This window comes from Lysobacter sp. 05T417, assembly GCF_056396405.1.
Genome location: NZ_JBFTLK010000005.1, coordinates 130,384 through 145,335 on the forward strand (window position 1 = coordinate 130,384; position 14,952 = coordinate 145,335).

Consider the following 14,952-nt stretch of genomic DNA (forward strand, 5'->3'; position numbering starts at 1 on the left):
ATGCGGCAGGAACACTTCATCAAGCGTCACCAGCCCGAGTGGAACGCGTTCGAGCAATGGCTCGATACGCGCGGCCAGCACGTCAAGCGCGCGCGCATGTCGCGCCGCCAGTGGCACGGCATGGCCGACCACGAAATGCCGGCCCGCTACCGGCGCCTTTGCCAGCAACTGGCGCTCGCTCGCCGACGTGGCTACAGCCCGCTGGTGACCGACCGCCTGCAGGGGCTGATGCAGCGCGGCCATGGCCTGCTCTACCGCACGCCGCCGCCGCGCTGGCGCCGCGTGCTGGCATTCCTGCTGGCCGGGTTCCCGCGGCTGGTGCGCGCCGAAGGCGGCTGCATGGCCGCGTCGGCACTGCTGTTCTGGTTGCCGCTGGTGGCGGTGTTCGTCGCGATCCAGATCACGCCGGAACTGTCGGCGTCGCTGTTCGATCCGGCCCAGCTGGTCGGTTTCGAGTCGATGTACGACCCGGACGATCCGATGCGCAAGCTCGGCCGCGACAACGGCACCGACGTGGCGATGTTCGGCTACTACATCTGGAACAACGTCAGCATCGGCTTCAAGACCTTTGCCAGCGGCCTGCTGGCCGGGATCGGTGCGGTGGTGGTGCTGATCGTCAACGGCATCATGATCGGCGGCGTCGCCGGGCATCTGCAGGCAGTCGGCCATGGCGATCCGTTCTGGCGTTTCGTGGCCGCCCACTCCGCGCCCGAACTCACCGCGATAGTCATCGCCGGCGGCGCCGGTTTGCGCCTGGGCCTCAATCTCGTCGCGCCCGGCCAGCGCCGTCGCGTCGATGCGCTGATCGATGGCGGCCGGCGCGGCGCGCTGCTGTGCCTGGGCGTGCTGGCGATGCTGGTGTTCGCGGCATTCGTCGAGGCGTTCTGGTCGTCGATCGGCTGGATGCCGGCGTGGATCAAGTACAGCGTCGGCGGCGCGCTGTGGGCACTGACCTTGTTGTGGCTGTGGCGCGGCGGGCGCAACCAGGCCATCGGCGATGCCGAGCTTGGGCTTGGGCTTGGCGTCTCGAACGGCGGTGCCGCGCCGTGAGGATCGAGTCGCTCACCGTCGCATTGCGGCCGCGCACCCCGTGGGAAGCGGTCGAACTGGGCACCGCGCTGACCCGCCGCCACGCCGCGGCGATCTGGAAACCGTGGCTGGCGCTGACCCTGCCGGTGCTGCTGATCGTCAGCGCCCTGGCCTGGGCCATCGACGCGATCTGGCTGGCCGGCCTGCTGATGTGGTGGTTCAAGCCGGTGTTCGACCGCATTCCGCTGTACGTGCTCTCGCGCGCCGTCTTCGGCGACGTGCCGACGCCGCGACAGACCCTGCAGGCGCAACGCAGCTGGGGCTGGCGCTGGATGCTGCCCTACCTGACCTGGCGTCGCCTCGGCCCGGTACGTTCGCTGTACCTGCCGGTCGACCTGCTCGAGGGCGGCCGCGGACGCGAGGCCGGCGAGCGTCGACGCACCCTCGGTGCGCCGGTCTATGGCGTTGGCCTGCTGCTGACCTCCGCGTTCGCCTTGTTTGAAATCGCGGTGTGGCTGGGCATCTTCGCCGGCGCGATGCTGTTCGTGCCGAACGAGTACCTGTCGCAGTTCGGCAGCACGGTGGTGAAGTTCGCGCAGACCATGCCCGACTGGTTGAACCTGCTCAGCACCCTCCTTGGCTGGGTCGCGACCGGGCTGATCGAACCGTTCTATGTCGGCGCCGGGCTGGGCCTGTACCTCAACCGTCGCACCGAGATCGAGGCCTGGGACATCGAACTGGCGCTGCGCCGGCTCGGTGCGCGCCTGGCCGCCGCCAGCGCGTCATTGTTGCTGGTGCTGGTGCCGGTGCTGGCATTCGCCTTCGCGGCGATGCCGTCGCTTGCGCACGCGCAGCAGGGCGGCGCCGACATCGGCGCGCAGGCCGATGACGAAGCCTCCGGCGAAGAGCACGAAGGCGTGCCGGCGCCGCAGGCGAAACCGGACAAGCGCGCGCAACCGAAGATCGCACGGGTCACGCCGGAGCAGGTCTTCGGGCGAGCGCTCGTCGACGATGCCAGCCTGCGCAAGGCGGTAGCCAAGGCCTACGCCGACCCAACCGTGAGCCCGAAGCAGACGGTGACCACCTGGAAGCCACGCGATCCCGAGCCCAAGGTCGACAAGAAGCGCGACACGCCCGAGCTGCCATGGCTGGCCGCGGCCGTTGCACTGATCAGCGAGTTCGGCCTGTGGATCGTCCTGGCCGTGCTGGTGCTGATCCTGGTGTTTACCGCGCCGCGCTGGCTGGCCTGGTTCCGCGACGGCGTCGCGCGCGAGGAGCGCGAAGTCGATGGACTGCGATTGGCCGACCTCGCCGATCCCGAACTGCCGCTGCCGGACGACGTGCCGTCGGTGGTGCGGCGCCTGTGGCGCGAAGGACGCCAGCGCGAAGCTCTCGCGTTGCTGTACCGCGCCAGCGTCGAGGCCATGGTGGCGCGCACCCAGGCCGTGCTGGTGCCGGGCGCGACCGAGGCCGAATGCCTGCGCGCATCGCGAAAGCTTGCCCGCAGCGATGACCGCGATGCGTTCGCGCGCGCCGTCCGCACCTGGCAGTACGCCGCGTATGCGCAACGATTTCCTGCAAGCGATGACCTCGACGCACTGATCGACGACCTGGCGCGCCGCTTCGCCTGGACGCCGGCGCCGGCCGGGTCCGTGGCCACCGCTGCGACCGCTCCGGAGGTCGCCGCATGAACCGGAACAACCTGCAGGTCGTCGCCATCGTCGCGCTGGTGCTGGCCCTGGTCGGCGGCGGCGTGGCGTGGTGGCTGCACTACTACGAGCGCGTCGAGGAATCGGTCGACCTGCCGCGCTCGGGCGAGGCGCGCACCAATCCCCTGTATGTGCTGAAGCTGGCCCTGCGCGCCGACGGCGCCAAGGCCGAAGCGCGACCGAGCCTGCAGCGCGACAGCCACCGCCTCGGCGAACGCGACACCGTGCTGCTGTACAACGACCCGCGCACGCTCAGCCGTGACGAGGGCCGCGCGCTGCTCGACTGGGTCGACAAGGGTGGCCATCTGCTGGTGCGTACGCCGCCGCCCGGCCCGTTCGCCACGAACACGGTGGTGCCGGTGCTGAGCCAGCTCGATGTCATTCCGGCGCTGGCCTCTGCAACGTGCGCCGGCTGGGACGTGCCCGGCACGGACAAGCGGGTCAAGGACCCGCACGTGGAATTCTGCAACGGCCGCCGCTTCCGCGCGCTCGGCACCGGGGGCGCACCGGTGCTGGACTGGGGCGACGAGCGCGGCAGCGTCTACATGCGCCTCGCCCACGGCCGCGGTTACGTCGACGTGCTGTCCGACTTCGATTTTCTCGACAACGACTCGCTCAAGGATGCCCCGCACATCGTGCTGGCGCGCCAGCTGCTCGCGCCCAACTATCGCGCCGGCACCGTGCACCTGATCTACGCCGCCGACATGCCGTCGTTCTGGTGGACGCTGCTGCGCCACAGCTGGATGGCGTGGGCGCCGTTGTTGCTGGCGCTGCTGGCGTGGCTGTGGCGGCGCGCGCAGCGCTTCGGCCCGGCACTGCCGGCGCCGGCCAGCGAACGCCGCTCGCTGCTCGAGCATGTCGTCGCCAGCGGCGAGCACGTCTATCGCTACGGTTACGCTCACCTGCTGCACGAGGCCGTGCGCAACGCCTTCCTGGCGCGCCTGCGACGTCGCGATCCGCACGCGGCCGCGATCGGCGGCGAGGCGCAGGTGGTGTTGCTGTCGGAACGCTTCAGCGTGCCGCCAGCGGATATCCGCGACGCCCTCTCCACGCCGATCGCACGCGACCACGCCGCGTTCCGCAGCCGTATCGCCACGCTGGTGCGCCTGCGCAACCAGCTGTGATTGCCTGCTGAATATCGCCAACCCCATCACCGACGAGTCCACGCCATGAACGCCGATACCATCCAGCCCATCGTCCCGATCACCGGCGCCGCGTTGGCCGAGCGTGCCGCCGCCGTGCGCGAGCAGGTCGGCAAGGCCTTCATCGGCCAGGCCGACGTGCTCGACCAGATCCTGATCGCGCTGCTCGCCGGCGGCCACGTGCTGATCGAGGGCGTGCCGGGTCTGGGCAAGACGCTGCTGGTGCGCGCGCTGTCGCGGGCGCTGGACTGCACCTACGCACGCGTGCAGTTCACCCCCGACCTGATGCCCAGCGACATCAGCGGCCACGCGGTGTGGAACCCGAAGACGGAGACGTTCAACATCCGTCGCGGCCCGGTGTTCACCAACCTGCTGCTCGCCGACGAGATCAACCGCGCGCCGGCCAAGACCCAGTCGGCGCTGCTGGAAGCGATGGCCGAACTGCAGGTCACCATCGAGGGCCACAGCTTCCAGCTGTCGCCACCGTTCCTGACCCTGGCCACGCAGAACCCGGTCGAGCAGGAGGGCACGTACCCGTTGCCGGAGGCCCAGCTCGACCGCTTCCTGCTGAAGATCCTGATCGGCTATCCCTCGCGCACCGACGAGAAGCGCATGGTCGCCGCGGTCAGCCAGGGGCGCAGCGCATCGGACTTCGACCTGTCGCAGGTCCAGCGCGTGCTCGGCCCGCAGGACATCGCGGCGATGCAGGCCGGCACCGCGCTGACGACGGTCGACGATACGGTGATCGACTACGCGGTGCGGATCGTCGCGGCCACCCGCGACTGGGCCGGCATCGCCCTGGGCGCCGGTCCGCGTGGCAGCCTTGCGCTGGTGCGCGCCGCGCGTGCACAGGCGGTGCTGGACGGCCGCGACTTCGTCACGCCGGACGACATCCGCGAGATCACCAAGCCGGCCCTGCGCCACCGCATCGCGCTCGCGCCGGAGTTGCAGATCGAAGGCCAGTCGCCCGACGACGTGCTGCACGCGCTGCTGTCGAAGGTGGAGGCACCGCGCAAGTGAGCGCGATGCGCCGCACACTGCCGCGCCCAGCTTCGGCCATGCTGTGGCTGCTGGTGCTGTGGTCCGCGCTCGGCGTGGCGGTGGCGTTCGACCGGGCGCCGCTGCAGGCATGGTCCGCGGCGGGGCTGGCATTGCTGGTGCTGGTGCTGTTCGACGCGGCGCAGGTGCTGCGCCGGGAAACGCCGCGGGTCGAGCGCCGGCTCGCCGACACCTGGCCGATCGGCATCGAGCGACCGGTCACGCTGAACCTGGAAAGCGACGTGCGCAGCCAGCGGCTGGATGTGTACGACCTGCATCCCGGTGGCTGGCGAATGCATGGCCTGCCGCGAAGCCTGCAACTGCGCGCGGGCGAGGCGACTTCGTTCGACTACCACCTGTGCGCCCACGCCCGCGGCGATTTCCGCTTCGAGGGCGTGCAACTGCGGCTGCACTCGCCGCTGCGGCTGTGGTGGCACTCGCGCGTGGTCGGCGTCGGCCAGGCCGTTCGCGTGTTCCCGAACTTCGCGCCGCTGGCGCGCTTTGCCATGTTCAGTGCCGAGCAGGCCTCGCGCCTGGTTGGCGCGCACCTGCGCCGCCGCCGCGGTGAAGGCACCGATTTCCACCAGATGCGCGAGTACCGCATCGGCGACAGCATGCGCCAGATCGACTGGAAGGCGACCGCGCGTGCGCGCCGCCTGGTGTCGCGCGAATACCAGGACGAGAAGAACCAGCAGCTGGTGCTGCTGCTCGACACCGGCCGCCGCCTGCTGGCGCGCGACGGCGAGATGGCGCATTTCGATCACGTCCTCGATGCAGCGCTGGTCGTGGCCTACCTCGCGTTGCGCCAGGGCGATGCCGTCGGCCTGCTCGCCAGCGGCGGTGCCAACACCTGGGTGCCGCCGCGCCGCGGCGTCGGCGCGATCGATGAACTGCTGCGCGCCAGCTATGCACTGCAGCCGCAGCCGGTGGCCACCGACTTCCTTGCCGCCGCCAACGAACTGTCGCTGCGCCAGCGCCGCCGGTCGCTGGTGATGATGGTGACCAACCTGCGCGACGAAGACATGGACGACGTCCTTGCCGCCGTGCAGATGCTGCGCAAGCGCCACCTGGTCTGCGTGGCGAGCCTGCGCGAAGGATCGCTCGACGGCGCGCTCGGCGAAACGGTGCACGACCTGTCGCAGGCGATCCGCGCCGGCGCAACCGCGCAATACCTGGAACAGCGCAACGCCGCGCACGAGGCGCTGCGCAATCACGGCGTGATGGTGCTGGATGTGGCCTGCGACAAGCTCGCCGCGTCGCTGGTCGAGAAGTACCTGTCGGTCAAGCGCGACGGACTCCTGTGACGCGGGCCCGACGGGTATCAGGGAGCAGGCGATTCCCGGCCTGCTCCCATTGCGATCAGGCCGCTTCCTGCTGACTGTTCGGCCAGCCTTCCGCCAGCGATTCGGACAGGCGCTTGTCCGGCACCCACGGCGCGAGCGAGTACTTGAGAATGTAGACGCCCACAATCGTGCCGATCGGGAATCCCAACGCCATGATGGCGCCGAGCACGATGGATGCCGTACGCGCCCACGGCCTGCAATTGTCGGCGCCGTTGGCAATGACGAAATGCACCGCTGCGAGAATCGCCAGCGGCACCGCGAACATCACTGCCACCGCCCCCGGACTGTTGCTGACTGCTGCGTAGATGAAAATCGTCGCGAGCACCACGATGACGCAGTAGATGCCCGCGATCATCCGGTGTGCGCTTGCCGCCTTTACGTGATTGGCCATGCCTTCCCCCTGAGATAGTCCCCACTACCCAAAGCCCGGCTGGTCCAATGGCTTGTCCCGGACCGGTCCCCGCGAGCAGCCTATGGCAGTTCGTGCGAACCGGCAAACCCGGCAAAGCGCGGCTGCTCCGCCGCCCCCATTCAGCGTCGCCGCTGGGAGAACAGCCAGTCGCGCCACCAGTTCCCCGGTTGGATGTCGGCAGGCGGCTGGTGCTCCAGGCCCTCGTACTCGCGCAGGCGCACCCGGTTGCCGCCTTGGGTGCGGATGGCGGCGACGAGGCGGCGGTCGGCATCGATCGGGTTCTCCGTGTCGGCGTTGCCGTGGATCACCCAGGCCGGCGTGTCGAGCAGGGCCGTGGAGGCCTCGTCGCCCGGCGCGATCCCGGACATCGGCACGATTGCCGCGAACAACGCCGGACGCCGCGCAGCGACCAGCCATGCAGCCGACCCGCCCATCGAAAAGCCCACCGCGTAGATCCGCTGGCGATCGACCGGGCGTTTGGCCGCCATGTGTTCGACGAGCTCCAGCGCCATATCCAACGCGGGCGATGCGACCGCCGATTGGGGATGAGTGGGTGAGTCGTAGTTGGCACTGCGCTGTTCGAACTGCGGCACCAGGACATAGGCCTGGTAGCGACGGCGCACGTCCGGCATGGCCCAGCTCAGTGCCACGCGATCGAGCTGCGCGCTGTTGTCGTTGCCGATGCCACCGGAGGAGTGCAACTGCAGCACCAGCGGGTAGCGCTGTCCCGGCTTGGCATCGAGCGGCGGCAGCAACCGGTAGCGCAGGTGCGCGCCGTTGCTGGCGACGAATTCGCCCCGTGCGAAATCGTCCGCGTTTGCGTCGGCAACCGCGCCACGCACCATCGGGCCGGTGCCGCGGATCAGTTCGTCGCCGTCAGCGGCCCGGGCCATGAGTGAAACGAGGCAGAGCACCAGTGCGGCAAGCAGCTTCATGCGGGCGTGATCGAAAAAAGGGGCCGCCAGCGTAACGCGGCAGCCGCGCGCGTGAACGCGTCCACGTGGACAGGACTAAGGCCGCGTGAGGCGCTCCAGTTCGGACAGCTCCGCCATCGCCTCATCGCGATCGGCACCGCACATCTCCTGCGTTGGCCGCAGCGATGCACAGAACGCCGGACGCTCGGGCCGGCCGAACAGGCGGCAGCGCAGCGCGTCGTCGAGCTGCACGCATGGCATTCCCGCGGGCTTGCCATGCGGCATGCCGGGGATGGGCGAGGTGATCGAAGGCGCGATGCAGCACGCGCCGCAGTGGGCGCGGCATTCCATCGTCGTCGGGTTCAGTCCGCGGTGACCAGCACCGCGCGGTGCTCGCGCAGGAACTCGAAGCACGAGTCGGTTTCCGGGCGCACGCCGTGCCAGCGCTGGAAACTTTCGGCGGCCTGTTCGACCAGCATGCCCAGGCCATCGATGCGGTCGTGCGCGCCGGCCGCGTGGGCCCAGGCCAGGAACGGGATGGCGACCTCGCCATAGCTCAGGTCCACCGCCGCCGTGCGCGGTCCGACCAGCGCCACCGGAAGCTGCGGCAGCGAGGCATCGCGCGTGGCCGAGGTGGCGTTGATGATCAGGTCGAACATGCCCAGCGAATTGATGTCCCTGAAGTAGCGCGGATGCACGCGCCCGGGCTGGGCCAGCACGTCGGCCAGCGCATCGGCGCGTTCGGGTGTGCGGTTGATGATGTACAGCTCGCCGATGCCCGCGTCGAGCAGCGCCGGCGCCACCCCGCGCGCGGCGCCACCGGCGCCCAGCAGCAGCGTGCGGCGGCCGCGCAGGTCCAGGCCGTGGCGCTCGGTGAGATCGCGGACCAGGCCGACGCCGTCGGTGTTGTCGCCTTCCCAGCCGGTGGCCGAGCGGATCAGCGTGTTGACCGCGCCGGCGCGGCGCGCGCGCTCGGTCAAGGTGGTGCAGATCGAGACAGCGCGGGTCTTGTGCGGCAGGGTGATGTTGGCGCCCAGGCCGCCTTCGGCCGCGAATTCCGCCAGCAGCGCGTCGAAGTTCTCCGGTGAAGCGTCCAGCGCCAGGTACTCCAGCGCGATCCCGGTCTGCTTGCCGAAGGCGACATGGATCTTCGGCGACAGCGAATGCGCGACCGGATGGCCGATCACCGCGAAACGCTTGACGATGGCGGGATTTGCGACAGAGGCGAAATTGGACACGGGGGACCCTCGCTTAGACTTGAGGCCACAGACACAGGAGAACGCTCCATGCGACGCACAGCGGCCTTGCAGGGCTTGAGTCTACTCCCCGCTATCGCACTGGGCGGATGGTTCATGTCCGGGCCGGCGGCGGCCTTCCTGTCCGAATTCGGGATCGAAGGCATGGGCGTGGTGTCGACCAAGGCCAGCGAAGTCCGTGCAAGCGTCAGCCCGGACGGCCAGCGTATCGTCTGGGGCAGCACGGACCGTGAAGGCGGCCCCGGCGGTTGGGACCTGTGGCAGGCCGCGCTCAAGGACGGTCGCTGGCAGGATGCGCAGCCGCTGGCGATCAACAGCAAGGCCAAGGACTTCGATCCGCTGTTCAGCGGCGACGGGCGCTGGCTGTACTTCTTCTCCGACCGCCCCGGCGGTGTCGGCGGCGACGATCTCTACCGCGCCCCGGTGCTGGCCGGTGGCGGTTTCGGCAAGGCCGAAAACCTCGGGCCGGGCGTGAACAGCCGTGGCGACGAGTGGGCGCCGACACCGAGCCGCGACGGTCGCCATCTGCTGTTCGCCAGCGACGGCCATGGCGGTGCTGGCCGGCACGACCTGCTGGTGGCGCGATGGGACGGCAAGGCGTTCAGCGATGCCGTGCCACTGCCCGGCGTGAACAGCGCGCAGGACGACTTCGACGCGGCCTGGCTCGGCGACGGTGAGGCGATCGTGTTCGCGCGATCGAAGAACGTCGACGACCAGCCAGTGCGACTGTTCGTCGCCCAGTGCGACGGCACGCGCTATGGCGACGTGCAGCCGCTGAAGCTCTCGTTCAACAGCGAGGACGCCATCACCTTCGGACCGGCGCTGGACTGGAACAAACCCGGCGAACTGCTGGTCACCGGCACGGCGAAGTCGCCGCGCGCGGGCAAGTACGACATCTACCGGATGAAGGCGCCTGCGGTGACGGGGAAGGCTGGCTGCTTCTAGGCCGGTTTGTTCCAGTTGTCTCGGCCTAGGCCATCTCGCGCAGCCAGCGCGCCGCATCCAGTGCGTAGTACGTGAGCACGCCGTCGGCGCCGGCGCGCTTGAAGGCCAGCAGGGCTTCGAGTGCCGTGGCGCGCTCATCCAGCCAGCCGTTCTGCGCGGCCGCCTTCAACATCGCGTACTCGCCGCTGACCTGGTAGACGTAGGTCGGCACGCGGAACTCGTCCTTCACCCGGCGCACGATGTCCAGATACGGCATGCCCGGCTTGACCATCACCATGTCGGCGCCTTCGGCCAGGTCGAGCGCGACTTCCTGCAGGGCCTCGTCGGCGTTGGCCGGGTCCATCTGGTAGGTGTACTTGTTGCCCTTGCCCAGCGCCGCGGCCGAACCAACCGCGCTTCGGAACGGGCCGTAGAACGCACTCGCGTACTTCGCGCTGTAGGCGAGGATGCGGGTGTTGACCAGGCCGGCTTCTTCGAGCGCATTGCGGACCGCGCCGATGCGGCCGTCCATCATGTCGCTCGGTGCGACCACGTCGGCGCCCGCCTGCGCGTGCGACAGCGCCTGCTTCACCAGCGCATCGACCGTCTGGTCGTTGAGGATGTAGCCGCTGTCGTCGATCAGGCCGTCCTGGCCGTGGGTGGTGTACGGGTCGAGGGCGACGTCGGTGATCACGCCCAGCTCGGGGAAGCGCTGCTTGAGCGCGCGCACGGCGCGCTGGACGATGCCGTCCTCGCTCCAGGCAATGGCGCCGTCGGCGGTCTTGCCGTCGGCGGGCACGCCGAACAGGGTGATCGCCGGGACGCGCAGTTCGCTGGCGATTTCCGCCTCGCGCAGCAGTTCGTCGATCGACAGCCGCGACACGCCGGGCATCGAGGCGACCGGCTCGCGGCCATCGCGTTCGTGCACGAACACCGGGTAGATCAGGTCGTTGGTGGTCAGGACCGACTCGCGCATCAGGCGGCGCGAGAACTCGTCGCGGCGCATCCGCCGCGGGCGTACGTAGGGGTAGCTGCTCATGGCGCGCAATTGTACGCCCCGGGAAACGGGCAGCCAGCGGGAAGGGAGTTCAGGCGCCAAACACCCGATAGCGCAAGGGCTCCAGCCCGATCGTGCTGCCCGGCGCCGGCGTGGTGACGCCGGGCGTGGCGACGAAATCCAGTTCGATCGGCCGGGTCTGGCCGGCCACCGCCAGCTCCAGCGTGATGCGATCGGCGAGGCGGTGGGCGGCGATCACGTGCGCGGCGATGCCGGCTTCGGCCGTGGTCGGGGCGACATCGTGCGGCCGCGCGTACAGCCGCGCCGGGCCGTCGGCCACGCCGTCCGCCGGCAGGGCGATGGCATGGCCGGCGATGCGGAACCGGCCCTGTTCGACCTGGCCGTCGAAGACATTGGCGCGGCCGATGAAATCGAAGACGTAGTCCGATGCCGGCGCGCTGTAGATCTCGTCGGGCGTGCCCACCTGCTCGATGCGGCCGTCGCGCAGCACCACGATCCGGTCGGCCAGCTCCAGCGCCTCTTCCTGGTCGTGGGTGACGAACAACGTGGTCTGGCCGGTGCGCTCGTGCAGCTGGCGCAGCCAGCGCCGCAGTTCGACGCGGACCTTGGCATCGAGCGCGCCGAACGGTTCGTCGAGCAGCAGCACGGTCGGGTCGATCGCCAGCGCCCGCGCCAGTGCCACGCGCTGCTTCTGCCCGCCCGACAACTGCTCCGGGTAGCGACCGCCGAACTCGTGCAGCTGGATCAGGCCGAGCAGTTCCTCGACGCGGCGCGCGATGGTCGCCTTGTCGGGACGGCGCTTGCGTGGACGGCTGCGCAGGCCGAAGGCGATGTTCTCGGCGACGGTCATGTGCTTGAACAGCGCGTAGTGCTGGAACACGAAGCCGACGTTGCGCTCGCGCAGGCTCAGCCGGGTCGCATCGTCCTGGCCAAACAGCACGCGGCCTTCGTCGGGATGCAGCAGGCCTGCGATCACGCGCAGCAGCGTGGTCTTGCCCGAGCCCGACGGGCCCAGCAGGGCGACCAGCTCACCGGCCGCCACATCCAGGTCGACGCGGTCGAGCGCGGCGACGCCGCCGTAGCGCTTGCCCAGCTGGCGGATGTGCAGGTCCATGCCGCTCCGTGCCGGGTGGGGCCGGCGAGTGAATGAGGCGGCAGCGAGCGTGGCAGACTCCGCCGCCGCGGTCACCTGCGGGGCCGCCACGGCGCCGCGGCGCCAGCCTGTCCCTGGCGCGCCAATCTCTGGCGCGCCAACCGCTGCGGGGATCTCGGTCACGGCGCGCTCAACGTCGACGATGGGATTGCGCAAGGGCGTCGCCATGGCGTGCCTCCAGCCAGAACTTCAGGACAAGGGTGATCAGGGCGAGACCGGCCAGCAGCGACGCGGCGGCGAACGCCGCGGTGCTGTCGAACTCGTTGTAGAGGATCTCGATGTGCAGCGGCAGCGTATTGGTCAGCCCGCGGATGTGGCCCGACACCACCGACACCGCGCCGAACTCGCCCATCGCACGCGCCGCGCACAGCAGCACGCCGTACAGCAGGCCCCACTTGATGTTGGGCAGGGTGACGCGGCGGAACATGGTCCAGCTGCCAGCACCGAGCGAGCGCGCGGCCAGCTCCTCATCGGCGCCCTGCTGCTGCATCAGCGGGATCAGTTCGCGCACCACGAACGGGAAGGTGATGAACAGCGTCGCCAGCACGATGCCCGGACGCGCGAACAGGATCTTGATGTCGTGCCGCTGCAGCAGCTCGGCGAACCAGCCGTGGGAGCCGAACAGCAGCACCAGGCACAGGCCGGCGACCACCGGTGACACCGCGAACGGCAGGTCGATCAGCGACAGCAGCAGCTGCTTGCCGCGGAACTCGAAGCGCGTCACCGCCCAGGCCATGAGCAGGCCGAAGATGGCGTTGACCGGAACCACTATGGCCACCGTGAACAGCGTCAGCCTCAGTGCCGACAGCGCATCGGGCTCGGTCAACGAGGCGAACCAGACACCGATGCCCTTGGCGAACGCGGCGCCGAGCACCATCAGCAATGGCATCACCACCAGCGCGGCCATCGCCAGAACCGCCAGCGCGATCAGCGTCCAGCGCAGCCAGGCCGGCTCCTGCAGGTCGTTGCGCGGGCGTCGCGTCGCGACGTGGTCACTCACGGCGACGGCTCCTCTTCTCGTGCGCGAACAACGACGGAATCGCGTTGATCGCCAGCAGGCACACGAACGACGCCGCCAGCAGCAGCGCAGCGATGGCCACCGCGCCCGGATAGTCGTACTCCTCCAGGCGGATGGTGATCAGCAGCGGTGCGATCTCGGTCTTGTAGGGCAGGTTGCCGGCGATGAAGATCACCGAGCCGTACTCGCCCAGCGCACGCGCGAACGCCAGCGAGAACCCGGTCAGCAGGGCCGGCAGCAACTCCGGCAGGACCACGCGTCGCAGCGTGGTCAACCGCGAGGCGCCGAGCGACGCCGCGGCTTCTTCCTGTTCGTGTCCGAGCGTTTCCAGCACCGGCTGCACCGTGCGCACCGCAAACGGCAGGCCGATGAAGACCAGCGCGATGACGATGCCGACCGGCGTGTAGGCGATCTTGAAGCCGAGCGGTTCCAGCCAGCGGCCGACCCAGCCGTTGGCCGAGTAGATCGCGGTCAGCGAGATGCCAGCCACCGCGGTGGGCAAGGCGAACGGGAGATCGACCAGCGCGTCGAGCAGGCGCCGGCCCGGGAAGCGGTAGCGCACGATCACCCACGCCACCAGCGCACCGGCGAGCGATGCGGCCAATGCGGCGACGAAGGCGGCGCCGAAGCTGAGCTTCAGCGACGTCTGCACGCGCGGGTCGTGGATCGCGCGCAGCCAGCCGTCGAGGCCGAGGCCGGCGGCGCGGATCGCCAGCGCGGCCAACGGCAACAGCACCACCACGCTCAACCACGCAAGACCGAGTCCGAGGCTCAGGCCAAAGCCGGGCAACGGCTGGCGAAAGCGCGGCATCTTCAGGCGTGGCAGGGGAATGCTGTGTGCGCTCATCGGACCGTCGGCGCGGCGAGAACATCTACGTCAACGTCAACGTGGGTCCCGGCTTTCGCCGGGATGACGGGTCGGGCAGAAGTGCGGGCAAGCGAGGGGCGCACGTCGCATCACTTGGGCTGATAGATCTTGTCGAAGAAACCGCCGTCGGCGAAATGCTCCGCCTGTGCTTTCTTCCAGCCGCCAAACGCGCCATCGATCGTCACCTGCTTGACGTTGGCGAAGCGCGCCAGTTCGGCTGCCGGCACCTTGTCGGGTTCGGCCGGGCGATAGCCATGCTTGGCCGCCAGGCGCTGACCTTCGGGCGTGTACAGATAGCGCAGGTACGCTTCGGCCTGCTTGCGCGTGCCATGACGGTCCACGTTCTTGTCGACCCAGGCCACCGGCGGTTCAGCCTTGATGCTCAGGCTCGGCACGACGATCTCGAACTTGTCGCGGGTGTCGGCCTCCGACAGCGTCAGCAGCGCTTCGTTCTCCCACGCCAGCAGCACGTCGCCGATGCCGCGCTCGACGAAGGTGGTGGTGGCGCCGCGCGCGCCGGTGTCGAGCACCGGAACGTTCTTGAAAAGGCGCGTCAGAAAGTCGACCACCTTGCCGCCGTCGCGATATTCCTGCGAGGCCCAGGCCCACGCCGCCAGGTAGTTCCAGCGGGCGCCACCGGAGGTCTTCGGATTGGGGGTGATCACGCCCACGCCCGGCTTGACCAGGTCGCTCCAGTCGCGGATCTGCTTCGGATTGCCCTTGCGCACCAGGAACACGATGGTCGAGGTGTAGGGCGCACTGTTGTGCGGCAGGCGCGTCTGCCAGTTGGCCGGCAGCAGCTTGCCGTTGGTGGCGATGGCGTCGATGTCGGCGGCCAGCGCCAGGGTGACGACGTCGGCCTCAAGTCCGTCGATCACCGAGCGCGCCTGCTTGCCCGAGCCGCCGTGCGAGGCGCGGATCTTCAGCGTCTCGCCGGTCTGCTGCTTCCATTGCGCGGCGAACTTTTCGTTGACGTCGGCGTAGAACTCGCGCGTCGGGTCATAGGAAACGTTGAGCAGTTCGACGTCCTTGGCCGCGGCGGTGCCGCCAGCCAATGCAAGCGCGAAGCCCAGGACGACGGAGCGGAACAGCGTGTGGCGTGAAGTCGGGGTCATGGCACTTTCCTGG

General features: G+C 69.4%; 15 protein-coding genes. 6 read left to right on the plus strand and 9 right to left on the minus strand.

Annotated features, from left to right (window positions below; translation table 11 throughout):
* The 5 genes from AC1DER_RS10215 to AC1DER_RS10235 are packed head-to-tail and all read left to right on the plus strand — an operon-like array spanning position 1 to position 6,222.
* Positions 1–1,050 (plus strand): stage II sporulation protein M, encoded by a 1,050-nt coding sequence (locus AC1DER_RS10215; RefSeq protein WP_441815489.1) that lies wholly within the window; start codon positions 1–3, stop codon positions 1,048–1,050.
* Entirely contained in the window at positions 1,047–2,720 is a 1,674-nt protein-coding gene (locus AC1DER_RS10220; protein ID WP_477246709.1) for a DUF4129 domain-containing protein, read from the plus strand. Before AC1DER_RS10215 ends, AC1DER_RS10220 begins: the two co-directional genes overlap by 4 nt.
* The gene (locus AC1DER_RS10225; protein ID WP_477246707.1) at positions 2,717–3,862 is read left to right on the plus strand and encodes a DUF4350 domain-containing protein; all 1,146 of its coding nucleotides are present in this window, start codon (positions 2,717–2,719) and stop codon (positions 3,860–3,862) included. Before AC1DER_RS10220 ends, AC1DER_RS10225 begins: the two co-directional genes overlap by 4 nt.
* 45 nt (positions 3,863–3,907) lie before the next feature.
* The gene (locus AC1DER_RS10230) at positions 3,908–4,900 is read left to right on the plus strand and encodes an AAA family ATPase (protein ID WP_441815486.1); all 993 of its coding nucleotides are present in this window, start codon (positions 3,908–3,910) and stop codon (positions 4,898–4,900) included.
* Between the two features lie 5 nt (positions 4,901–4,905).
* Positions 4,906–6,222, plus strand: a complete 1,317-nt coding sequence (locus AC1DER_RS10235; RefSeq protein WP_477246705.1) for a DUF58 domain-containing protein — start codon at positions 4,906–4,908, stop codon at positions 6,220–6,222.
* A gap of 55 nt (positions 6,223–6,277) precedes the next feature.
* On the opposite strand, the gene AC1DER_RS10240 is transcribed toward AC1DER_RS10235, so the two are convergent.
* From AC1DER_RS10240 to aroE, 4 genes are all read right to left on the minus strand, one after another.
* Positions 6,278–6,652: a hypothetical protein gene (locus AC1DER_RS10240; RefSeq protein ID WP_477246703.1), complete on the minus strand. Its 375-nt coding sequence runs from the start codon at positions 6,650–6,652 to the stop codon at positions 6,278–6,280.
* Positions 6,653–6,792: 140 nt separating this feature from the next.
* A complete protein-coding gene (locus AC1DER_RS10245) occupies positions 6,793–7,608 on the minus strand; it encodes a carboxylesterase family protein (RefSeq protein ID WP_477246701.1) in 816 nt (271 codons plus the stop codon).
* A 75-nt stretch (positions 7,609–7,683) separates the two neighbouring features.
* Positions 7,684–7,938, minus strand: coding sequence for a YkgJ family cysteine cluster protein (locus AC1DER_RS10250; protein ID WP_477246699.1), 255 nt, complete (start codon positions 7,936–7,938; stop codon positions 7,684–7,686).
* Between the two features lie 11 nt (positions 7,939–7,949).
* Positions 7,950–8,792, minus strand: a complete 843-nt coding sequence (gene aroE / locus AC1DER_RS10255; RefSeq protein ID WP_477246749.1) for a shikimate dehydrogenase — start codon at positions 8,790–8,792, stop codon at positions 7,950–7,952.
* An 81-nt stretch (positions 8,793–8,873) separates the two neighbouring features.
* On the opposite strand from aroE, the gene AC1DER_RS10260 reads away from it, so the two are divergent.
* Positions 8,874–9,788, plus strand: a complete 915-nt coding sequence (locus AC1DER_RS10260; protein ID WP_477246697.1) for a TolB family protein — start codon at positions 8,874–8,876, stop codon at positions 9,786–9,788.
* 25 nt (positions 9,789–9,813) lie between these two features.
* Here the strand turns inward: AC1DER_RS10260 and hemB are convergent, their stop codons facing one another.
* The 5 genes from hemB to AC1DER_RS10285 form a co-directional block, all read right to left on the minus strand.
* On the minus strand, positions 9,814–10,806 hold the full coding sequence (hemB, locus tag AC1DER_RS10265) for a porphobilinogen synthase (protein WP_477246695.1): 993 nt from the start codon (positions 10,804–10,806) through the stop codon (positions 9,814–9,816).
* A 49-nt stretch (positions 10,807–10,855) separates the two neighbouring features.
* Positions 10,856–11,899, minus strand: coding sequence for a sulfate/molybdate ABC transporter ATP-binding protein (locus AC1DER_RS10270; protein ID WP_477246693.1), 1,044 nt, complete (start codon positions 11,897–11,899; stop codon positions 10,856–10,858).
* 169 nt (positions 11,900–12,068) lie between these two features.
* Positions 12,069–12,938, minus strand: coding sequence for a sulfate ABC transporter permease subunit CysW (cysW, locus tag AC1DER_RS10275; RefSeq protein ID WP_477246691.1), 870 nt, complete (start codon positions 12,936–12,938; stop codon positions 12,069–12,071).
* Positions 12,931–13,803 (minus strand): sulfate ABC transporter permease subunit CysT, encoded by an 873-nt coding sequence (cysT, locus tag AC1DER_RS10280; protein ID WP_477246689.1) that lies wholly within the window; start codon positions 13,801–13,803, stop codon positions 12,931–12,933. The genes cysW and cysT overlap by 8 nt, the downstream gene beginning before the upstream one ends.
* A 110-nt stretch (positions 13,804–13,913) precedes the next feature.
* Positions 13,914–14,939 (minus strand): sulfate ABC transporter substrate-binding protein, encoded by a 1,026-nt coding sequence (locus tag AC1DER_RS10285; RefSeq protein WP_441815477.1) that lies wholly within the window; start codon positions 14,937–14,939, stop codon positions 13,914–13,916.
* Positions 14,940–14,952 lie beyond the last annotated feature (13 nt).